Origin of the sequence: Streptomyces sp. NPDC048196, from assembly GCF_040652715.1 — a bacterium.
GTDB lineage: Bacteria > Actinomycetota > Actinomycetes > Streptomycetales > Streptomycetaceae > Streptomyces > Streptomyces siderophoricus.
In genome coordinates, this window is the sequence record NZ_JBEZMM010000022.1 from 79,283 (window position 1) to 99,321 (window position 20,039).

Annotated in this window: 18 protein-coding genes; 8 read left to right on the top strand and 10 right to left on the bottom strand. The window is 70.5% G+C overall.

Annotated elements, in window-relative coordinates; translation table 11 throughout:
- The first annotated feature begins 88 nt into the window (after positions 1–88).
- From pta to pyk, 3 genes are all read left to right on the top strand, one after another.
- Complete coding sequence (gene pta / locus AB0E02_RS21865; protein ID WP_362141771.1) at positions 89–2,182, top strand: phosphate acetyltransferase; 2,094 nt, start codon at positions 89–91, stop codon at positions 2,180–2,182.
- Positions 2,183–2,222: 40 nt separating this feature from the next.
- The gene (locus tag AB0E02_RS21870) at positions 2,223–3,458 is read left to right on the top strand and encodes an acetate kinase (RefSeq protein WP_362141773.1); all 1,236 of its coding nucleotides are present in this window, start codon (positions 2,223–2,225) and stop codon (positions 3,456–3,458) included.
- A gap of 61 nt (positions 3,459–3,519) precedes the next feature.
- Positions 3,520–4,947, top strand: coding sequence for a pyruvate kinase (pyk, locus tag AB0E02_RS21875; protein ID WP_362141775.1), 1,428 nt, complete (start codon positions 3,520–3,522; stop codon positions 4,945–4,947).
- 102 nt (positions 4,948–5,049) lie between these two features.
- Here the strand turns inward: pyk and AB0E02_RS21880 are convergent, their stop codons facing one another.
- The 4 genes from AB0E02_RS21880 to AB0E02_RS21895 form a co-directional block, all read right to left on the bottom strand.
- Complete coding sequence (locus AB0E02_RS21880; protein ID WP_362141777.1) at positions 5,050–6,267, bottom strand: hypothetical protein; 1,218 nt, start codon at positions 6,265–6,267, stop codon at positions 5,050–5,052.
- 88 nt (positions 6,268–6,355) lie between these two features.
- Complete coding sequence (locus AB0E02_RS21885) at positions 6,356–6,907, bottom strand: DUF6114 domain-containing protein (protein ID WP_362141779.1); 552 nt, start codon at positions 6,905–6,907, stop codon at positions 6,356–6,358.
- 137 nt (positions 6,908–7,044) lie between these two features.
- Positions 7,045–7,662, bottom strand: a complete 618-nt coding sequence (locus AB0E02_RS21890; RefSeq protein WP_030415642.1) for a DUF6230 family protein — start codon at positions 7,660–7,662, stop codon at positions 7,045–7,047.
- A gap of 629 nt (positions 7,663–8,291) precedes the next feature.
- Entirely contained in the window at positions 8,292–9,257 is a 966-nt protein-coding gene (locus tag AB0E02_RS21895) for a tetratricopeptide repeat protein (protein ID WP_362141782.1), read from the bottom strand.
- A gap of 338 nt (positions 9,258–9,595) precedes the next feature.
- Between AB0E02_RS21895 and AB0E02_RS21900 the strand changes: the two genes are divergently transcribed.
- On the top strand, positions 9,596–10,294 hold the full coding sequence (locus tag AB0E02_RS21900; protein ID WP_362141784.1) for a TetR/AcrR family transcriptional regulator: 699 nt from the start codon (positions 9,596–9,598) through the stop codon (positions 10,292–10,294).
- Here the strand turns inward: AB0E02_RS21900 and AB0E02_RS21905 are convergent.
- The gene (locus AB0E02_RS21905) at positions 10,285–11,307 is read right to left on the bottom strand and encodes an SDR family NAD(P)-dependent oxidoreductase (RefSeq protein WP_362141786.1); all 1,023 of its coding nucleotides are present in this window, start codon (positions 11,305–11,307) and stop codon (positions 10,285–10,287) included. The two genes, AB0E02_RS21900 and AB0E02_RS21905, sit on opposite strands and share 10 nt — an antisense overlap.
- Complete coding sequence (locus AB0E02_RS21910; RefSeq protein ID WP_362141788.1) at positions 11,304–12,467, bottom strand: UDP-N-acetylglucosamine--N-acetylmuramyl-(pentapeptide) pyrophosphoryl-undecaprenol N-acetylglucosamine transferase; 1,164 nt, start codon at positions 12,465–12,467, stop codon at positions 11,304–11,306. The genes AB0E02_RS21905 and AB0E02_RS21910 overlap by 4 nt, the downstream gene beginning before the upstream one ends.
- 57 nt (positions 12,468–12,524) lie before the next feature.
- Between AB0E02_RS21910 and AB0E02_RS21915 the strand changes: the two genes are divergently transcribed.
- Together AB0E02_RS21915 and AB0E02_RS21920 are read left to right on the top strand one after the other, a co-directional pair.
- Complete coding sequence (locus tag AB0E02_RS21915) at positions 12,525–13,250, top strand: response regulator transcription factor (RefSeq protein ID WP_362141790.1); 726 nt, start codon at positions 12,525–12,527, stop codon at positions 13,248–13,250.
- The gene (locus AB0E02_RS21920) at positions 13,247–14,761 is read left to right on the top strand and encodes a HAMP domain-containing sensor histidine kinase (RefSeq protein ID WP_362141792.1); all 1,515 of its coding nucleotides are present in this window, start codon (positions 13,247–13,249) and stop codon (positions 14,759–14,761) included. Before AB0E02_RS21915 ends, AB0E02_RS21920 begins: the two co-directional genes overlap by 4 nt.
- 6 nt (positions 14,762–14,767) lie before the next feature.
- On the opposite strand, the gene AB0E02_RS21925 is transcribed toward AB0E02_RS21920, so the two are convergent.
- From AB0E02_RS21925 to AB0E02_RS21935, 3 genes are all read right to left on the bottom strand, one after another.
- Positions 14,768–15,127 carry a hypothetical protein gene (locus AB0E02_RS21925; protein WP_362141794.1) on the bottom strand — a complete coding sequence of 120 codons (360 nt, stop codon included), beginning with the start codon at positions 15,125–15,127 and terminating at the stop codon, positions 14,768–14,770.
- A gap of 14 nt (positions 15,128–15,141) precedes the next feature.
- On the bottom strand, positions 15,142–16,341 hold the full coding sequence (locus AB0E02_RS21930; protein WP_362141796.1) for a hypothetical protein: 1,200 nt from the start codon (positions 16,339–16,341) through the stop codon (positions 15,142–15,144).
- Between the two features lie 93 nt (positions 16,342–16,434).
- Positions 16,435–16,779 carry a hypothetical protein gene (locus AB0E02_RS21935; protein ID WP_362141798.1) on the bottom strand — a complete coding sequence of 115 codons (345 nt, stop codon included), beginning with the start codon at positions 16,777–16,779 and terminating at the stop codon, positions 16,435–16,437.
- Between the two features lie 467 nt (positions 16,780–17,246).
- Between AB0E02_RS21935 and AB0E02_RS21940 the strand changes: the two genes are divergently transcribed.
- Positions 17,247–17,561 carry a hypothetical protein gene (locus AB0E02_RS21940; RefSeq protein WP_362141800.1) on the top strand — a complete coding sequence of 105 codons (315 nt, stop codon included), beginning with the start codon at positions 17,247–17,249 and terminating at the stop codon, positions 17,559–17,561.
- Positions 17,562–17,628: 67 nt separating this feature from the next.
- Positions 17,629–18,219 (top strand): hypothetical protein, encoded by a 591-nt coding sequence (locus AB0E02_RS21945; protein ID WP_362141802.1) that lies wholly within the window; start codon positions 17,629–17,631, stop codon positions 18,217–18,219.
- A 69-nt stretch (positions 18,220–18,288) separates the two neighbouring features.
- Here the strand turns inward: AB0E02_RS21945 and AB0E02_RS21950 are convergent, their stop codons facing one another.
- Positions 18,289–19,989, bottom strand: coding sequence for a methylmalonyl-CoA mutase family protein (locus tag AB0E02_RS21950; RefSeq protein WP_362141804.1), 1,701 nt, complete (start codon positions 19,987–19,989; stop codon positions 18,289–18,291).
- Positions 19,990–20,039: the final 50 nt, after the last annotated feature.

Below are 20,039 nucleotides of genomic sequence, written 5' to 3' on the forward strand. Positions count from 1 at the left end.
CACACGCGCAGGTATTGTCAAGAGGGGCAAGCCCACCATAACGGCCAATTTTGACCTTGCGACCAACGGAATGGATCGGAGTGCACGCGTGACGCGCAGCGTATACGTGACCGGTATCGACCACGGCGACGGCCGCCAGGTCGTCGAGCTGGGAGTCATGGAACTCCTGACCCGCCACGTCGACCGGGTGGGGGTCTTCCGCCCGCTGGTCCACGACGGACCGGACCGCCTCTTCGACCTGCTGCGGGCCCGCTACCGGCTCGCCCAGGCCCCCGGGACCGTATACGGCATGGGCTACGACGAGGCCGCCGCGCTCCAGGCCGAGCGCGGCACCGACGAGCTGGTCTCCCACCTCGTCGACCGCTTCCACGCGGTGGCCCGCGACTACGAGTACGTCCTGGTCCTCGGCTCGGACTACGCCGACACCAGCCTGCCCGACGAGCTGAGCCTGAACGCCCGGCTCGCCAACGAGTTCGGCGCCTCGCTGATCGCCGTCGTCGGCGGCCAGGGCCAGGAGGCCGAGTCGGTCCGCGCCGAGGCCCGCAACGCCTACCGCGCCTTCCAGTCACTGGGCTGCGACGTGGTCTCCGTGATCGTCAACCGGGTGGCCCCCGAGCTGCGCGAGGCGGTCGTCGAGCGGCTCGCCGCCCGGCTGCCGGTGCCCTGCTACGCGCTCCCCGAGGACGGCTCGCTCTCCGCGCCGACCGTCGGCCAGATCGTGCACACCCTCGGCGCCGAGATACTCCTGGGCGACGACTCCGGCCTGGCCCGGGACGCCCGCGACTTCGTCTTCGGCGGCGCCATGCTGCCGACCTTCCTGCCCGCCCTCACCCCCGGCTGCCTCGTGGTGACCCCCGGGGACCGGGCCGACCTGGTCATCGGCTCGCTCGCCGCGCACAGCGCCGGGGCCCCGCCGATCGCCGGCGTGCTGCTCACCCTCGACGAACGGCCCGGCCCCGACATCATGGCGCTGGCCGGCCGGCTCGCCCCCGGCACCCCGGTGGTCTCCGTACCGGGCGGCTCCTTCCCGACCGCCGCCGAGCTGTTCGCCATCGAGGGCAAGCTCAACGCCGCCTCGCCGCGCAAGGCGGAGACCGCGCTGGGCCTCTTCGAGCGGCACGTGGACACCGTCGAGCTGACCAACCGGATCTCGGTGGCCCGCTCCGGCCGGGTCACCCCGATGATGTTCGAGCACGAGCTGATCGAGCGCTCCCGGTCCGCCCGCCGCCGGGTCGTCCTCCCCGAGGGCACCGAGGAGCGGGTGCTGCGCGCCGCCGACGTGCTGCTGCGCCGCGACGTGTGCGACCTGACGCTGCTGGGCGAGGAGGAGGCGATCCGCAAGCGCGCCGCCGACCTGGCCATCGACCTGGCGGACGCCCAGATCATCGACCCGCAGACCTCCGAGCTGCGCGAGCGGTTCGCCGAGCTGTACGCGAAGGCGCGCGCCCACAAGGGCGTCAGCTACGAGCTGGCCTACGACGTGGTCGCCGACGTCTCCTACTTCGGCACGCTGATGGTCCAGGAGGGCCTGGCCGACGGCATGGTCTCCGGCGCGGTGCACTCCACCGCGGCGACCATCCGCCCGGCCTTCGAGGTCATCAAGACCAAGCCGAACGCGCAGATCGTCTCGTCGGTGTTCTTCATGTGCCTGGCCGACCGGGTGCTGGTCTACGGCGACTGCGCGGTCAACCCGGACCCGAACGCCGAGCAGCTGGCCGACATCGCCATCCAGTCGGCCACCACCGCGGCCCAGTTCGGCGTCGAGCCGCGGATCGCGATGCTGTCGTACTCCACCGGCACCTCCGGCTCCGGCGCGGACGTCGACAAGGTCCGCAAGGCCACCGAGCTGGTCCGCGAGCTCCGCCCGGACCTCAAGGTCGAGGGACCGATCCAGTACGACGCGGCGGTGGACGCGGCGGTCGCGCGGACCAAGCTGCCGGACTCCGACGTGGCCGGCAAGGCGACCGTGCTGATCTTCCCGGACCTCAACACCGGCAACAACACCTACAAGGCCGTGCAGCGCTCGGCCGGTGCGGTCGCCGTCGGCCCGGTCCTGCAGGGTCTGCGCAAGCCGGTCAACGACCTCTCGCGCGGTGCGCTGGTGCAGGACATCGTCAACACCGTCGCCATCACCGCCATCCAGGCGCAGGGTGCCCGGCCCGGCGCCGGCCCCACCGCCTGAACCGCCGAACCCCTTCCCGCAACCCACCGGAAAGCACCAGATGTCTGCCACTGCCACCCGCGTCCTCGTCCTCAACTCCGGCTCGTCGTCGGTGAAGTACCAGCTGCTCGACATGGGCGCGGAGCCGGACGGCGGCTCCGCCGCGGGCACCCGGCTCGCCGTCGGGCTCGTCGAGCGGATCGGCGAGGAGAGCTCGCGCCTGGTGCACACCCCGCTGGCGGCCGGCGGTGAGAAGCGGGAGACCGAGGGCGCGATAGCCGACCACGACGCCGCGCTGAAGGCCGTCGCCGCGGAGCTGGCCGCCGACGGCCTCGGCCTGGACTCCCCCGAGCTGGCCGCGATCGGGCACCGGGTGGTGCACGGCGGGCTGAAGTTCACCGCGCCGACCGTGATCGACGACGCGGTCCTGGCGGAGATCGAGCGGCTGGTGCCGGTCGCCCCGCTGCACAACCCGGCGAACATCACCGGCATCAGGACCGCCCGGGCGCTCCGCCCCGACCTGCCGCAGGTCGCCGTCTTCGACACCGCCTTCCACACCACGATGCCGGAGCACGCGGCCCGTTACGCCATCGACGTGGCGACCGCCGACGCCCACCGCATCCGCCGGTACGGCTTCCACGGCACCTCGCACGCGTACGTCTCCCGCAAGACCGCCGAGCTGCTGGGCAAGGACCCCTCCGAGGTCAACGTCATCGTGCTGCACCTGGGCAACGGCGCCTCCGCCTCGGCGGTGGCCGGCGGCCGCTGCGTGGACACCTCGATGGGCCTGACGCCGCTGGAGGGCCTGGTCATGGGCACCCGGTCCGGCGACATCGACCCGGCGGTGACCTTCCACCTCAAGCGGGTGGCGGGGATGTCGACGGACGAGATCGACGCGCTGCTCAACAAGAAGAGCGGGCTGGTCGGGCTGTGCGGCGACAACGACATGCGGGAGATCCGCCGCCGGATCGACGAGGGCGACGAGCGGGCCCGGCTCGCCTTCGACATCTACATCCACCGGCTGAAGAAGTACATCGGCGCCTACAGCGCGGTGCTCGGCAAGGTCGACGCGGTGGCCTTCACCGCGGGCGTCGGGGAGAACGCCGCCCCGGTGCGCGAGGCCGCCGTCGCCGGTCTGGAGGAGATGGGCCTGGCCGTGGACGCCACGCTGAACGCCGTACGCTCCGGCGAGCCGCGGCTGATCTCGCCCGACTACGCCCGGGTCGCGGTCGCCGTGGTGCCCACCGACGAGGAACTGGAGATCGCCCAGCAGACATACGCCCTGGTCAACGCCTAGACGTTGGTGTTTTCGCCTACCGGAATATTCCGCTCTGAAACAAACCGATAGGATCCAAGCCATGCGCCGTTCCAAAATCGTCTGCACCCTGGGCCCCGCCGTCGACTCCTTCGAGCAGCTGAAGACGCTGATCGAGGCCGGTATGAATGTGGCCCGTTTCAACATGAGCCACGGGACCCACTCGGAGCACGAGGAGCGGTACCACCGACTCCGCAAGGCCCAGGAGGAGACCGGCCGCGCCATCGGCGTGCTGGCCGACCTCCAGGGACCCAAGATCCGTCTGGAGACCTTCGCCGACGGCCCGGTGGAGCTGGTGCGCGGCGACGAGTTCGTCATCACCACCGAGGACGTCCCCGGCGACAAGACCATCTGCGGCACGACCTACAAGGGCCTGCCCGGTGACGTCTCCAAGGGCGACCCGGTCCTGATCAACGACGGCAACGTCGCGCTGCAGGTCGTCGAGGTCGACGGCCCGCAGGTGCGCACCATCGTCATCGAGGGCGGGGTCATCTCCGACCACAAGGGCATCAACCTGCCCGGCGCCGCGGTGAACGTCCCCGCACTGTCCGAGAAGGACATCGAGGACCTGAAGTTCGCCCTGAAGATGGGCTGCGACATGGTCGCGCTGTCCTTCGTCCGGGACGCCAAGGACGTGCAGGACGTGCACCGCGTCATGGACCAGGTGGGCCGCCGGGTGCCGGTCATCGCCAAGGTGGAGAAGCCGCAGGCGGTGGCCAACATGGAGGAGGTCGTGATGGCCTTCGACGCCGTCATGGTCGCCCGTGGTGACCTGGCGGTGGAGTACCCGCTGGAGAAGGTCCCGATGGTGCAGAAGCGCCTGGTGGAGCTGTGCCGCCGGAACGCCAAGCCGGTGATCGTCGCGACCCAGATGATGGAGTCGATGATCACCAACTCCCGGCCGACCCGCGCCGAGGCGTCCGACGTCGCCAACGCCATCCTCGACGGCGCCGACGCGGTCATGCTCTCCGCGGAGTCCTCGGTCGGCCAGTACCCGATCGAGACCGTCAAGACGATGTCGAAGATCGTCGAGGCGGCCGAGGAGGAGCTGCTCTCCAAGGGCCTGCAGCCGCTGGTGCCCGGCAAGAAGCCGCGTACGCAGGGTGGTTCGGTGGCCCGGGCGGCCGCCGAGATGGCCGACTTCCTCAACGGCAAGGCGCTGGTGGCCTTCACCAAGTCCGGTGACACCGCCCGCCGGCTGTCCCGCTACCGCGCGGTCCAGCCGATCCTGGCCTTCACCACCGACGTCTCCACCCGCAACCAGCTCACGCTCAGCTGGGGCGTGGACAGCTTCGTGGTGGAGCACGTCAATAACACCGACGCCATGGTCGACCTGGTGGACGCCGAGCTGCTCAAGCTCCAGCGCTACAGCGAGGGCGACACCATGATCATCACCGCCGGTTCGCCCCCCGGCGTCCCCGGCACCACCAACATGGTCCGGGTGCACCACCTCGGCGGCGGACGCGGCTGACGCTCCCGTACGGCGAAACGGCGGTGGGCCGCCCCTCTCGGAGGGGCGGCCCACCGCCGTTTCCGCGGCTCCCGGAAAGTTCCGGCCGGGTGGTGTGCCCGGTCAGTCCTCGATGGACACGTTCATGCCCGGGACGGTGAGGTTGCCGCCGAACTGGCCCGCCTGGTCGAGCTTCACCTTGGTGAAGTACGCGTAGGAGATGTTCAGCGGCGGCGGGTGCTCCGGATCGAAGACGATCGGGATCAGTCCGAAGAGGTTGGCCTGCAGCCGCTCGGTGTACATGGTCACCTTGCCGCCGCGGATCGTGGACTTGGAGTGGGGCGTCGACCGGACGTGGTAGTGCTTGCCGGACGCCTTGTCGTCCACGATCTGGTGCAGGTCGCCGATGTCCACGCTGTCCGCGGTGAACTTCAGGGCCTGCTTGGTGTGGCCGCTCTGCGTGGTGACGTTGACGACGCCCTCGTAGTCGAGGCCGCGCAGGGTCAGACCGCTGGACTCCAGGTGCCAGGGGTCGTCGGGCAGGGTGACGGGCGTCTGCTCGTCCTTGCCCTTCTGCTTGTTCTCGACGACGCAGGGGTACGACTGCTTGCCGTCGGCGTCCTTGCCGTCCAGACCGCCGCCGGGCAGGGCGTTGTCGGCCGTGCCCACCGCGCCGTGCACGGTGTCGTTGACCGTCTTCGACCCGTTCTTGGGGTCAGCGGCCCTCTTGGCGCCGTCCGTGAGGCCGTCGACGGTGTCCTTGACCGGGTTGGTGGCCTTGTCGGTGGCGGACGCGGTGTCCTTGGCCGCGTCGCCGGACGTGGACTCCTTCGACGCCGAGGCCGACGACGAGGGGGACGGAGTCGTGCTCGGCGAGGCGGACGCCTTGTCGTCGTCCGACGAGCCCCCGCCGAGGAGACCGCCGAGCGCGTCGCCGATCCCGCCCAGCAGACCCCCGTCGTCCTTCTTCTCCTCGGAGGCCGACGGCGACGGGGTCGCGGAGCCCGAGGGCTCGTCGGTCTTCGAGGCGGAGCCGGACGGCGTGGCCTCGGGTGTCTTGTCCGCCTGCTTGCCGGCCGAGGGCGACGGCGAGACGGAGGGCTTGGCGGACGGCGTGCTGTCGTCCTTCGCCGATCCGCCGGCCTTCTTGTCCTTCGCGCCGTCCTTGGCCTTCTTGCCGTCCTGTCCGTCCACCTTGTCCGGAGCAGTGACGCACGGCCCGTCCTTGAAGGGGCTCTTGGGCGGCGCCGGCTTGGCGATCGCCATCTGGGGCGTCAGCCCCATGCCCATGAGGACGGCGGACGGCATGGCGGCGATCGCGATCGCCTTGCCCGCGGGCACGTGGAGCCGAGTCAGCAGCGGCTTTTTCGGCGCCGCGTGCCTCGGCCCGGTTCTCGCCCCGGCGGCTGCGTTCTCCTCATGCAGCTCGTCACCCGGCACGGTGCCTCCCGTTCGTTTCATTGATCGGGCTCGTTCCTGACAGGTCGTCCAGTCCGTTGCCCGACCCGCGGGCGGGATCCGTCGCGACCACCGGCCCGGCGACGTTGCGGACCGGCTCGCCCGCGTCGTCCCCGCTCTTCTCCGGTGCGCCCGGTGCCCAGGCGACGCCCAGGCCACCGCCGATCAGCCCCATCAGGAAGCCGACCACGAGACCGCCGAAGTTCGAGACGACGATGGAGACCAGGGCCAGCAGGATCGCCGCCACACCGGCGAAGACCCGCGAGGCCGGCTGGAACCACATGGTCAGCCCGAGCACGACCAGCAGAACGCCGATGATCAGCGAGCCGGCGCCGGCGGTGGTGGACATGCGGACGGTCAGGGAACCGATCGTGAGGTTCGCGTAAGGGATGTACATGATCGGCAGACCGGCCAGCAGGGTCAGCAACCCGCCCCAGAACGGGCGGTGTCCGCGCCACTCCCGGAACGAAATCCGCTTCCGGCCGACGGAATCGATCAGCCGTGGTCGCGTTTCGGCGCTCATGTCGTACAGCTCCTCGGGACTGGCAAATCGGTGGTTCTGAGCTGAGATGTCTACCAAGCGCTACCCGGCGTACGGGCACGGGGAACGGCGTGGGCCACCGCACTGGCGTGAGGCCCCGCGCCCGTACGCTCAGTGCGTCAGTAGCACTCGTTCTTGCCCTTGGCGACACTCATCTTCAGGCCGCTGAGCTTGAAGGTGCCGGCCGTCGTGGCCCACGCCGTCTGCTTGACGTGGGTGAGCACGGCCGAGTCGGCCTCCTGGGCGAACGAGCCCGGGTCGGTCTTGTCGCCCTTCTGAATGCCGGGGCCCTTGGACGTCGATCCCGCAGCAACACCGATGTTGATGTTGTTGAAGGTCGCGTCCGCGTCCAGCTGATCGAGGTCGATGTAGAGGTTCTTCGCCTCCACCGGCGTGCTGCCACCACCGGCCGACAGCTTCAGCGACACATCGCCGAAGACCGGGACCGGAACGACCACCGACTGGCACAGGTTCTTGATCTTGGCGTTGGAGAACGCCGAGACCGCCACCGGGACAGCCTTGCCGCCCTTCTGGGCGTCAATGGCTCCGTACTGAACGAAGCCGGTGCCGTCCAGACGGTCCGTCGTGACCTTGAACTGCTGGCCGGACACGCTGAACGACGCCGCAAGGGCACCCTGCGACAGGGCGACGCCGATCGCGGCGGTCGCCGCCACGCTCGGCACCATGACAACGGCGAACCGCTTCCATCTGGTCCCGCCACGAGCCAGGGACTCCATGACTTTCCTCCTTCTCGGACGTACATCTCCGGTATCTGCCGCCCGAGTTGGGACGGCGGTACCTGGGATGGGAGAAGTGCTACGTCCTCGGGAAGGAGAGCGCCCGTTCTCGGAGGCACATCGTGTTCCGAATACCGGCGATCACCCCCGAGCGACAACCACTGGCCACGCTCTCGCGCAACCTCCTGGGACAGGCTCCGCCGAAGGGCAGAGACCCCCCTGTCCACGGCCGGCGCCACTGCCGCCGACCACTCGGTGGGGACCCAAGTGCCCCGTCGCGCCGACCGGATGCCGGGCTGCGGGAATGGACCGAGCGTGGCCGATCGTGGTCCATTCACGGCCCGTGCACAAGGGGCTCGTTACTTGCGGGTAACGGGCTGATAACCACGCGACGACCGACCGACACCGGCCCGACACATACGGTCGCCACTCACCGCGAAGAGACATCGCGCAATTGCGGACACAGTGCCGCAAGGGGGTCACTCTGACTTACTCCAAGTAACAGCGGCCACGTTTACCAAGTTTAGGTAAAACGTGGCCGCTGCTTCGTTTGTTTGGTCAACGCCTGGAGGTCGTACAGGTCAGAAGCGGACGCCTGGTCAGAAGCGGACGCCTCGTAGGACAGTGGGTCAGAACAGCACCCGGGCGAGCGCGGTGCGCGCCGCCGTCACCCGCGGATCCTCCGCGCCGATGACCTCGAACAGTTCCAGCAGCCGGAGCCGCGCGGCCTCCCGGTCGTCCCCGGCGGTCCGCTTCACCGTCTGGACCAGCCGGCCGAAGGCGTCCTCGACATGCCCGCCGACCAGGTCCAGGTCCGCGGCGCGGATCTGCGCCGGCACGTCGGCCGGGTTGTCCGCGGCCTCCTTGCGCACGACCTGCGGATCGAGGTCCTGCACCCGCTGCAGGAGTTCGGCCTGCGCGAGGCCGAGCTTGGCCTCCGGGTTGGCCGGATCGTCGGACAGGACGTTCTTGTACGCCTGGACGGCACCGCCCAGATCACCGGCGTCCAGCGCCTGGCTGGCGGCCTCCAGCAGCGCGTCGTACGGACCCGGCGCGGGCGCGGGGGCCTCTTGCCTGGCCGCGGCCTGCGCGTCGACCTGGGCGCCGACGATGCCGAACTGCTGCTCGGCGGCCTGCACCAGTTGGTCCAGCACCTGCCGGATCTGTGCCTCCGGGGCCGCGCCCTGGAACAGCGGGATCGGCTGCCCGGCGACCACCGCGAAGACCGCCGGGATGCCCTGCACCCCGAACTGCTGGAACAGCATCTGGTTGGCGTCGACGTCGATCTTCGCCAGGACGAACGCACCGGCGTACTCGTTCGCGAGGCGCTCCAGCAGCGGACCCAGCTGCTTGCACGGCTCGCACCACTCGGCCCAGAAGTCGATGACCACCGGGACCTCGGTGGAGCGCTGCAGGACGTCCTGCTGGAACCCGGCCTCGTCGACGTCGTACACCAGGCGGGCCCCGCCGGCCGGCGCCCGGCCCGTACGGGCGGCCTCGGCGCGCGCCTGCTCGGCCTTCTGCTTCGCTTCCCCGGCCGCCTTCACCGCTGCGAGGTCGACGACTCCGCTCATGGACATATTGCGTGGCTGCATGGGTCCATCCTCCCCCCTGGGCGGCCCGTTCCGGAAAGCGATCCGGAAAGCGGTGCGGTCGGTCGACGTGGTCAGCGTGTCCGGCTGCCGGAGCGCCGGGGTGGTACTCGGTGGTGCGGTCGGCCTCAAGGGCCGTACAAGGCCTCGGGTCCCCACCCAGGCCGGTGGTTGTCGCTCAGGACGGATCCGCACCCGGAGGAGGGATGCCAGTCTTACGCTACGGGTCGTAGCGTAACTCGCCGTCGCCCCTGCGCGACAACCGGTTCCGGCCCCGTGCTCCGTGATCTCCCTCACGAGGCGCCCCGCCCCGGCCCGTACTGGCCGGTATGGTCGCCCGCATGCACCACTCCGCCAGCCCGAGGAAGGGCCGCACGGGCCGCCCGCGCAGCGTCGAGACCGACCACGCGATCCTCAGCGCCACCCGTGCCGCCCTCGTCGACCTCGGCTGGGGAGGGCTGACCATGAGCGCGGTGGCGGCCCGCGCCGGAGTCGCCAAAACGACGCTCTACCGCCGCTGGGCCAACAAGAACGAGCTCGTCGTGGACGCCGTGGCGGTCCTCTTCGACGAGCTCGAACTCCCCGACCGGGGCTCTTTGCAGGCGGACATCGAGGGCGTGGTGCTGCAGTTCGGCGCGCTGCTGGCCCGGCCCGAGACCAAGACGGCCCTGATGGCCGTGGTCGCCGAGTCCACCACCGACGAGGCGCTGCACGAACGGATCCGCTCGGCCATCGTCGACCGCCAGAAGCGCCTGGTCCTGCTGGGCCGGGCGCGGGCCCAGGAACGCGGCGAACTGCCCGCCGACACCCCCGGCGAGGACGGCGCGCGGACCGCCGCCCGCACCATGGACCTGATCTTCGACGTGATCGCCGGCGCGATCGTGCACCGCACCCTGGTCAGCGGCGAACCGGTGGACGCCGACTGGGGCCGGGACTTCACCGCCCTCTTCCTCGGCGGGCTGGCCGGCCTGGACGGCCGGCCCGGCCAGGCCGAACAGGCCGCCGGGCCCGGGCACCGCATGGAGACGGATCAGACCTGATAGCGGTCGGCCGCGAAGAGGTGCAGATGCTCGGCGACCCACGCCGAGGTCCGCTTCAGCCCCTCCTCCAGCGAGACCTCCGGCTGCCACCCGGACCACTCGCGCGCCCGGGAGTTGTCCGAAAGCAGCCGCTCCACCTCGCTGCCGGAGGGCCGCAGCCGCGCCGGATCGACCACCACCTCCGCCTCCCGCCCCGAGGCCGCGATCAGCGCCTCGGCGAGCGCACCGATCGCGATCTCCCGCCCGGTCCCGAGATTGACCACCTGCCCCAGCGCCCGGTCGCAGTCGGCCAGCGCCAGGAACCCGGCCGCGGTGTCCGTGACGTAGGTGAAGTCCCGGGTCGGGGTGAGCGAACCGAGCTTGACCTCCCGGGCGCCCGCGTGCAGTTGGGCCAGGATCGTGGGGATCACGGCCCGCGCGGACTGCCGGGGCCCATAGGTGTTGAACGGCCGCACCACCGTCACCGGCAGCTCGAAGGCGTGCCAGTGCGACAGCGCCATCATGTCCGCGCCGATCTTCGAGGCGGAGTACGGCGACTGCGGCTGCAGCGGGTGGTCCTCGGCGATCGGCGCGGTCCGCGCGGTCCCGTAGACCTCGCTCGTGGAGGTGTGCACCAGCCGCCGCACCGCGTGCCGCCGGCAGGCCTCCGCCACGTTCTCCGTGCCCACCACATTGGTCTGCACGTACGCGCCCGGCGAGTCGTAGCTGTACGGGATCCCGATCAGCGCGGCCAGATGGAAGACCGTGTCGCAGCCGGCGACCGCGTCCGCCACCCGGCCCGCGTCCCGTACGTCCCCCGCGACCATCTCCACCGGCCCGCCCGGCGTCAGATGGCGCGCCAGATGGCCCTTCTCCGCGTACGGCTTGTAGTGGACAAAGGCGCGTACCTCGGCGCCGGCTTCCACGAGCAGATCGACCAGGGTGGAACCGATGAACCCCTCGGCCCCGGTGACCAGGACCCGCCGCCCGGCCCACTGCCGTCCGTTGTTGCCGGGGCTGTTGCTGTTGTTCATGCCGTCTCCTTCAGGTGAGTGCTCAGGTGGTGGGGGTGGTGGCCGGCCAGCGAAAGGGCCTTGGCGGCCAGCAGGTCCGCGGCGCGCGCATGGGTGCCGGGGTCGGCGGCCGCGCCCATCGCGGCCAGTCGGGCGGGGTCCGTCAGCAGCGGGGTGACCAGCGCGTCCAGCCGCTCCGCCGTGGTCTCGGCGTCGGGCAGCAGCACCGCGGCGCCGTCGTCGGAGAGCACCCGTGCGTTGTGCGTCTGGTGGTCGCCGGGCGCATGCGGATACGGCACGAGCACCGCCGGCATCCCGATCGTGGCCAGCTCGGCGACGGTCGCCGAACCGGCCCGGCACACCACGAGGTCCGCCGCGGCGTACGCGAGGTCCATCCGGTCCAGGTAGGGCACGGCCTCGGCGACCGCCGCCCCGCCGTTCGCCGCCAGCAGGGCCCGGGTCTCCTCCAGGGCCGCGGGGCCGGTCTTGATCAGCATCCGCAGATCGGTGTGCGCCCGGTACCGGGCGGCGAGCCCCACCGCCGCCGCCGTCAGCCGGGCCGCGCCCAGACTGCCGCCGTTGACCAGCAGCAACCGGGCCCCGTCCGGGACACCCAGCGCCCGCCGGGCGGCCGGCCGCAGCGCCGTACGGTCCAGCCCGGCGAGCGGGCCCACCAGTGGCATCCCGACCGTCTCGGCGCGCTCCCCGCCCGCCAGGTGCGGCCGGCTGCGGTCGAAGGCGAGGGCGAGGTGCGGGGTCAGGCGGGCCGCGAACCGGTTCGCCCGGCCGGGCACCGCGTTGGATTCGTGGATCAGGCTGGGCAGCCCGGCCAGCCGCGCCCCGACGATCACCGGGGCGCTCGGATAGCCGCCCATCCCGACCGCCACCTGGGCGCCCTGCTCCTTGAGGATCGTCCGGACCTGGGCTCCCGAGCGCAGCAGCGCGGCCGGCAGCAGATAACGTCGGGCGCCGAGCGAGCGGTCGAAGGGGATCATGTCGACGGTGTGCAGCCGGTACCCGGCCTGCGGGATCAGCCGGGTCTCCAGCCCGCGTTCGGTCCCGACGAACGAGATCACGGCATCGGGCACGGCCCTGCGGAGCGCGTCGGCGAGGGCGAGGCCGGGGTAGATGTGACCGCCGGTGCCACCCGCCCCGATCACGACAGAGAGTGGTGTGCGCATGGCCGCCACGCTCGCCATGTGCCCTAAGAAGCTTCTAAGAGAGGTGTTTGGCAGCCTATGTCCATGCCGCCGTCCACTCCCGGGCCCGCCCCGGTCCCCAAGATCCTCGTCGTCGACGACGAACCGGAGGTGCGTGCCGCCGTGGAGGACGGCCTGTCCGTGGAGGGCTACGCGGTCCGCGGCGCCGCCGACGGCCTGGCCGCGCTCTCGGAGGTCGCCGCCTGGCAGCCGGACGCCATCGTCCTGGACGTGATGATGCCGGTGCTGGACGGGCTCGCGGTCTGCCGGCGGCTGCGCGCGCTGGACGACCGCACGCCCATCCTCGTACTGACCGCGCTGGACTCGGTCAGCGAACGCGTCGACGGGCTGGACGCCGGCGCCGACGACTACCTGGTCAAGCCCTTCGCGCTGGACGAACTGCTGGCCCGGCTACGGGCCCTGCTGCGCCGGGCGGCGTCCCCCGCCGTCGAGGACACCCGGCTCTCCTTCGACGACCTGGTCGTCGACCCGGTCAGCCGCAGCGGCCACCGCGCGGGCCGCCCGCTGGAGTTCAGCCGTACCGAATGGGCGCTGCTGGAACTGCTCCTGCTGCACCCGGGCCAGGTGCTGCCCCGCGAGATGATCCTGGAGCGCGTCTGGGGCCGCGACTTCGGCCCGGACTCCAACTCCCTTGCCGTGTACGTCGGTTACCTCCGCCGCAAACTGGAGGCCGGCGGCGAGCCCCGCCTGGTCCACACCGTGCACGGCATCGGCTACCGCCTGAGCCTCCCGGAGAACCGATGAGCGGGGAACGCGGGGAGTACGGGGAGTACGGGGAACGAGGGGCGGCGCGGGGGCCGGGGGACACGGACGGCACCCAGGGGCCAACAGATCCGGACGGCTCCCAGGATTCGGGCACTCAGGAGACGGCTCCCTGGCGGCGCCACCACTACCCCCTCCGCACCCGGCTCGCCCTGGCCGCCTCGGCCGCGGTCGCCCTGGTCGCGGTCGGTGTCTGCGCCGCCGCCTTCATGATCATCAGCTACCAGATGACCCGCCAGCTCGACCTCAACCTCGCCCAGACGGCCACCCAGAAGATCCACGAGACCCGCGACTGGGGCCCGACCGTGAGCGACGCCTCCTGCCGCTACCAGGCCGTGCCCTGCTTCCAGATCGTCCCCGCCGACCCGGCGAAGGACCCGCGCGGCGGCTACCGCGTCCTGCCGGTCTCCGACGCCACCCGCAAGGTCGCGGCCGGCCGGCACGCGCCGTACTACCGCGACCTGACGGTCGACGGGCAGCCCGTCCGGATGTACACCGCGCCGCGCCCCGGCGGGCACGAGGCGCTCCAGGTGGCGCTCCGCTCGGACACCGTCGAACGCGGCGTACGGCACGCCGCCTGGGCACTGTCCGCCGTCGGCGGCGCCGGCATCCTGCTGGCCGCCGCGCTCGGCTACGCGGTCTCCCGGGCGGGCCTCGCGCCGGTCGCCCGCCTCACCGCGACCGCGGAACGCATCGCCGCCACCCGCGACCCCCGCCACCGCATCGCGCTCCCGGCCGGCCCGACCGCCCGCGAGGACGAACTCACCCGCCTCGCCGCCACCTTCAACACCATGCTCACGGCTCTGGAACAGTCCGTCACCGCCCAGCGCCGCCTGGTCGCCGACGCCTCCCACGAACTACGCACGCCACTGACCGCGCTCCGCACCAACGCCGAACTGCTCGCCCGCGCCGGCCGCCTGACCGACGCCCAGCGCGACCGCGCCTCGGCGGCCCTGAACCGGCAGCTGCGCGAGGTCACCACCCTCGTCAACGACCTCATCGAACTCGCCCGGGACGAGGAGCCCCAGCCGCTGGTCGAACAGGTCCGCCCGGCCGCCCTCCTGGAACACGCGGTGGCCACCGCCCGCGAACACTGGCCGGAGACCACCTTCACCCTCCGCATCACCCCCGAAGCGGCCCCGGTCACCACCCCCGGCGTCCCTTCCCGCCTGACCCGACTGCTCTCCAACCTTCTCGACAACGCGGCCAAGTTCTCCCCACCGGGCGGACCGGTGGAGGCCGAACTCGACTGCGCTGCCGGTGAATTGAACCTGACGGTCCGCGACCACGGCCCGGGCATCGCCCCCGAAGACCTCCCCCACGTCTTCGACCGCTTCTACCGCGCCCACGCCGCCCGCGCCCTCCCCGGCTCGGGCCTGGGCCTCGCCATGGCCCGCCAGATCGCCCACGCCCACGCCGCCGACCTCACGGCGGAACAGGCCCCGGGCGGCGGCGCACTGTTCCGGCTGCGGATGCCGGTGCCGTCCCCCTGAGGTCGGCTACCGAGGCCGGTACGTGGCGCCGACCCCGTCCGCCTCCGCCTCCACGGCCTTCTCCTCGACCCTTGCCCGCACCGCCTGCCGGTCCTCCGGCGCCATCGCCCGCCAGCTCTCCCGCATCCCGGCGAGCCCATCGGTGAGCGCCCGGTAGCCGGACGGGTCGTCGAGCACGTCCTTGAGCTCAAGGCGTCCGCCGAGCAGCTTGCGTGCGAGGTGCTGCGCCTCGGCCGGAGCCGACGCGTTGTCCCGTACGGCCCGAAGGGACCTGGTGAGGTGCTCGTTCTGCTCCTCGGCGAGGTCCCGGTCCTCGACGGGATAGTCCCGCTCGCCGGGGTTGGTGAAGCCGTTGCCGTTGCTCATGGACGTGTTTCCTTTCAGCCGAAGGCGCTACGGGCCCGCTCGGCCTCGGCCTGGCCGCTCTCGGTGGTGGGGGCGGGGGGTGGGGTGGGAGTGGCGGCGGTACGGGATGAGGCGGCGCCGTCGCCCTCGGAGGAGGCGGTGGACTCACCCGTCCCGGAGGAGGTCGTGGAGCCACCCGCCCCGGAGGAGGCGGTCGAGCTGCCGGACCCGGACGACCCGGAACCCTCCCCGGACGAAGAGCCGGAGCCTCCCTCGGCCGAGGAGCCGGAACCGCCTTCGGACGCGCCGCCCTCGGTCGAGCTCTCGCCCTCGGCCGCCGGTTCCTTGTCCTTGTAGCGGACGCCGTGGAGTTCCCTGACTCCCTTGGCCGTCTCCTCGCGTCCGTCCCAGATCTGCTTGCCACCCTCGGCGAAGTCGCCCTGCGCGACCTTCCCGATGCCCTGACCCATGTGGTACAGGCCCGTACCGGCTTGACTAAGGTCCTTGACCTTGTCCCCGGCGAGACCGAGCCCCTTGCCGTCGAGATTCACCAGGGGCTTCAGCCCCGCCTTGCGGGCTTCCGCCCAGTCGAACCCGTCCTGCGCCCCGAAATGGCTCTTGATGCCCTGGGTCGCGATGTTCCCCCCAAGCCCCTTGGCCGCGTCCTTGGCGAAGTCCATGGCGAGTTCCTTCAGCATCTCGCCGACCTTCTTCTCCACCTTCTGGGCCAGGGCGTCCTTCACGGCCTGGACGATCTTCTGCTTCGCCTCGGTGATGATCCGGCGGACGAGGACCCGGGTCGTCACCGTGGCCGCGGCCGCACCGGCCTCGGAGGCACCCAGGGTGACCGGGGCCGCGGCCTGGGCCGCGACGAACTCGATGGCCAGTGCGATGAGTTGGGCGATCACCGCGATCTTCATCACGAGGACGATGGTGGCGACCACCTGCAGCACGATGGCGAGGGCGTCCGCGGCGTCGGCGGCCTCTTCCAAGAAGCCGCCGTCACCGCCGAACTTCTTCCAGGTGTTGTCGAATGCCTCGATGGCCTCACCGGAATTGGCGCCGTGCACGGCGTTGGAGGCAGTGACGCCCTGCGATTGGTACTGGCGGGCGGCCGCGGCGAAATTGCTCCAGCCTTCCGCGGCTTCCCGCATTTTGTCCTCGTCGACATTGGGCCATTGGAAACCCAGCAGATCGAGGATCCAGTCGAGCTCGGTCGGCAGCGTGATGGCCACGGTGAGGTGTCCCCCGAGAAACAGTGTGCGTGGGTGCGGGTGTACGGATAGGCAGGCGGAGCCGGCGGGGCGTCAGGGTGCCATGCCAGGGCTTCAGCCAGCGAAGTGCGGCCGCTGCGCCGCGTATTTGGCAAGGTGGTCGTGCTGATCCTGCTCGGTGGAGTCGTAGTGCGCGGCCATGGCTTCGAGCTTGTTGCCGATCTTGGTGATCTCCTCACCGAGGTGCGGCATGGAGTCGCAGAGCCCCTCGGCCACCGGCGCGTAGAAATTGTTGAACATGTCGAGGAAGTCGTCCTTCCCCCACGCCTCCGCGGGATCACCGCCGCACGCGGCTTTCAGCTTCTTGGCGGCCTCACCGACCCCGGAGCCGATTTCCCGGAAAACGCCGCCCTGCGTTTTCAGAACGGCCGGATCGACGTCATAACCGGCACCTGCCATGACTCCCCCTCGAAATGGCATTGACTTGCGAGCGCAAAGAACGCATTAACCGTAACGTACGGTATCCAGGGCTCGCGACCACCCGCGTGGGGGACCGGTGAAGATCCCTTTCGCATCCGGTGCAACCGCCGCCGCCCCCCTGAGAGTTACGTCATCCGCCGCGGCTCCGCCGGCAACCACGAAAGGGAATATCCGTAATGTTCCGTCTTCAGGCCCCACCTGCCGTAAAGCGCCTTCTGTGGCGGTTCGTTCCGGTGCTCGCAATTCTTGCTTTCCTTGCCATCGGCGCACTGTCCGCCCGGTCGGCATTGGCCTCTGCCGGCGCCATAGGAAAGCCCGGACACTTTGTCGTTTCGCAGTGCACCTCGATTTATCACCACTCCCGCCACGGTCATTCCTACACCGACTACGCCTGCACCGGGACCTTTCGCCCGGACGCCGGAAACTCGAATGACCCCCGAGCGGAAATGAGCTCCCTGGACGATCCCGTACCCGCGGGTGTCGAACTCCCGGCCCAGCTGACCGGCGGACACGACGCCGAGCTGGTCAATACCACCCAGGCCCTGCAGTCGTTCGTCGAAGCGTTCGCCTGCCTGCTCCCGGTGGCGTTGGCCCTGCTCGTGCTGCTCACCGACCTCATCAACAGCGGCCGCGGATTCCGTGAGACCTGGCGCGGAACGAAGGGCACCACAACCCGTGCGGTCGTCCTCGGCATCGTGGCACTGTCCGCCGTGGGCATGCTCGTCGTCAGCCCGCTCTTGGCCCTCGCACTTCGGAACTGAACCGCCCCAGCGTCCGAGCCTCCTCCCCCTCAGAAAGGTCACGTTCGTCATGTCCAAGTCCCTCCGCATGTACGGCAAGTTGTCGCCGGGTGGTTTCTGGTCCCGCGTGGCGGTCTCCGTCATTGCCCTGTTGACCGTTGCCCTGTGTGTCGTCAGGGGGCTGGCCGCCGCAGGCGTCACGGGCACGCACGGCACCTTCACCGTGAAGGAATGTGAGTCCCACCATTCCCGCACCGCCAGCTATTCGGGCCGCAGTGAATCCGGCTGCACGGGAAGCTTCCGCGGGGACGACAGCAGCCTCGTCGACAAGGCCTTCCTGCCCACTGAGATCCATTACGGCGCCGGTACCCGGCTCTCCGCCCAGTCGAATCAGGACAGCATCCTTCTTGCATTGCTGTCATCGGACTACGTTCTCGCCGGCGGCAGCGAGGCCGCCGGGGACTTCTCCGGCGCCTTCCTGGCTCTCCTGATCGCTGCCCCCGCTCTCCTCTACGGGTTCCTGACGGGTGGCACGCGCGGCACCTTCCGCGAGAAGCGCGAGGCCTGGCGCGCCGTCAAAGGCACCCGGACCCACACCGCCGTCGTGTCCACCGCCGCGGTCGCCCTCTTCGGGGTCGTCGTGGTCGGTCCGGTGCTCGGGCTCGTACTGACGCGTTGAGCCGGCCGACAGCGGTCGTCGGCCGGCTCAGCGGGAACGGAAAAGTGGGTCAGGGCGAGAAAGGTCCGCTCAGAACCCCGCCGGCTCCGTGTAGATGCCCCACTCGTCGCGCAGGGCGCCGCAGATTTCGCCCAGGGTGGCCTCGGCGCGTACCGCGTCGAGCATCGGCTCGATCATGTTGCTGCCGTCCCGAGCGGCGGCCAGCAGCGCCTTGAGGGAGGCGGACACCCGGGCGTCGTCGCGGGCGGCCTTGCGGGCGGCGAGGACGCGGACCTGTTCGCGTTCGACTTCGTGGCTGACCCGGAGAATTTCCAGGTCGCCGGTGACCGAACCTTCGTGGCAATTGACGCCCACGACCTTCTTGTCGCCCTTTTCCAGCGCCTGCTGGTAACGGAAGGCGGATTCGGCGATTTCGCCGGTGAACCAGCCGTCCTCGATGCCACGCAGAATTCCGGAGGTCATCGGACCGATGGGGTGCTGCCCGTCGGGATGCGCCCGCAGGCCCCGTTCCTTGATCTGGTCGAAGATCTTCTCCGCGTCCGCCTCGATGCGGTCCGTCAGCTGCTCGATGAACCACGAACCGCCCAGCGGATCCGCCACATTGGCGACCCCGGTCTCCTCCATCAGCACCTGCTGCGTACGCAGCGCGATTTCCGCGGCCTGCTCACTCGGCAGCGCGAGGGTTTCGTCCAGCGCGTTGGTGTGCAGGGAGTTGGTGCCGCCCAGCACCGCCGCCAACGCCTCGACGGCGGTCCGTACGACGTTGTTGTACGGCTGCTGTGCGGTCAGCGAAACACCGGCCGTCTGGGTGTGGAAGCGCAGCCACTGCGCCTTTTCGCTCGTAGCGCCGTACACCTCACGCATCCAGCGGGCCCAGATCCGGCGGGCCGCACGGAATTTGGCGATTTCCTCGAAGAAGTCGAGATGCGCGTCGAAGAAGAACGAGAGACCCGGCGCGAAGGTGTTGACGTCCAGGCCGCGGCTGAGCCCCAGTTCGACGTACCCGAAACCGTCCGCGAGGGTGTACGCCAGCTCCTGCGCGGCCGTCGCCCCGGCTTCGCGGATGTGATAGCCGGACACCGAGAGCGGCTTGTACGCGGGAATGCCGTGCGCGCAGTGCTCCATCAGGTCGCCGATGAGGCGCAGATGCGGCTCCGGCTGGAAGAGCCATTCCTTCTGGGCGATGTACTCCTTGAAGATGTCGGTCTGGAGGGTCCCGTTGAGCACCCCCGGATCGACGCCCTGCCGCTCGGCGGCGACGAGGTACATGCAGAAGACCGGCACGGCCGGGCCGCTGATCGTCATCGACGTCGTGACGTCGCCGAGCGGGATGTCCTTGAAGAGGACCTCCATGTCGGCGGCGGAGTCGATGGCCACACCGCAGTGGCCGACCTCTCCGAGCGAGCGCGGGTCGTCGGAGTCCCGTCCCATGAGCGTCGGCATGTCGAAGGCGACCGAGAGCCCGCCCCCGCCGTTGCCGAGGATCATCTTGTAGCGCTCGTTCGTCTGCTCGGCGTTGCCGAAGCCCGCGAACTGGCGGATGGTCCAGGTGCGGCCGCGGTAGCCGGTCGGGTACAGGCCACGGGTGAAGGGGTACTCGCCCGGCCATCCGATCCGCTCGAAGCCCTCGACGGAATCCCCGGGCCGGGGCCCGTACACCGGCTCGACGGGATCGCCCGAGAGCGTGCTGAAGTCCGCGTCCCGCTTGCGTGCGGCGTCATACCGGGCCTGCCAGCGACGGCGGCCTTCCTCGATCGCGTCAGCGTCCATACGATCGAATTTACTAGGACGTCCTAGTACTTGTCGACGGGAGTGGCCTT

Excerpts from the sequence above, each read along its gene's own strand:
- AB0E02_RS21890 (WP_030415642.1), bottom strand. The coding sequence starts at position 7,662 with ATGGAGTCCCTGGCTCGTGGCGGGACCAGATGGAAGCGGTTCGCCGTT.
- AB0E02_RS21920 (WP_362141792.1), top strand. The coding sequence starts at position 13,247 with ATGAGCGGGGAACGCGGGGAGTACGGGGAGTACGGGGAACGAGGGGCG.
- AB0E02_RS21910 (WP_362141788.1), bottom strand. The coding sequence starts at position 12,467 with ATGCGCACACCACTCTCTGTCGTGATCGGGGCGGGTGGCACCGGCGGT.
- AB0E02_RS21905 (WP_362141786.1), bottom strand. The coding sequence starts at position 11,307 with ATGAACAACAGCAACAGCCCCGGCAACAACGGACGGCAGTGGGCCGGG.
- AB0E02_RS21935 (WP_362141798.1), bottom strand. The coding sequence starts at position 16,779 with ATGGCAGGTGCCGGTTATGACGTCGATCCGGCCGTTCTGAAAACGCAG.
- AB0E02_RS21895 (WP_362141782.1), bottom strand. The coding sequence starts at position 9,257 with ATGCAGCCACGCAATATGTCCATGAGCGGAGTCGTCGACCTCGCAGCG.
- AB0E02_RS21915 (WP_362141790.1), top strand. The coding sequence starts at position 12,525 with ATGTCCATGCCGCCGTCCACTCCCGGGCCCGCCCCGGTCCCCAAGATC.
- AB0E02_RS21945 (WP_362141802.1), top strand. The coding sequence starts at position 17,629 with ATGTACGGCAAGTTGTCGCCGGGTGGTTTCTGGTCCCGCGTGGCGGTC.
- pyk (WP_362141775.1), top strand. The coding sequence starts at position 3,520 with ATGCGCCGTTCCAAAATCGTCTGCACCCTGGGCCCCGCCGTCGACTCC.
- AB0E02_RS21950 (WP_362141804.1), bottom strand. The coding sequence starts at position 19,989 with ATGGACGCTGACGCGATCGAGGAAGGCCGCCGTCGCTGGCAGGCCCGG.
- AB0E02_RS21900 (WP_362141784.1), top strand. The coding sequence starts at position 9,596 with ATGCACCACTCCGCCAGCCCGAGGAAGGGCCGCACGGGCCGCCCGCGC.
- AB0E02_RS21925 (WP_362141794.1), bottom strand. The coding sequence starts at position 15,127 with ATGAGCAACGGCAACGGCTTCACCAACCCCGGCGAGCGGGACTATCCC.
- AB0E02_RS21870 (WP_362141773.1), top strand. The coding sequence starts at position 2,223 with ATGTCTGCCACTGCCACCCGCGTCCTCGTCCTCAACTCCGGCTCGTCG.
- AB0E02_RS21885 (WP_362141779.1), bottom strand. The coding sequence starts at position 6,907 with ATGAGCGCCGAAACGCGACCACGGCTGATCGATTCCGTCGGCCGGAAG.
- AB0E02_RS21940 (WP_362141800.1), top strand. The coding sequence starts at position 17,247 with ATGAGCTCCCTGGACGATCCCGTACCCGCGGGTGTCGAACTCCCGGCC.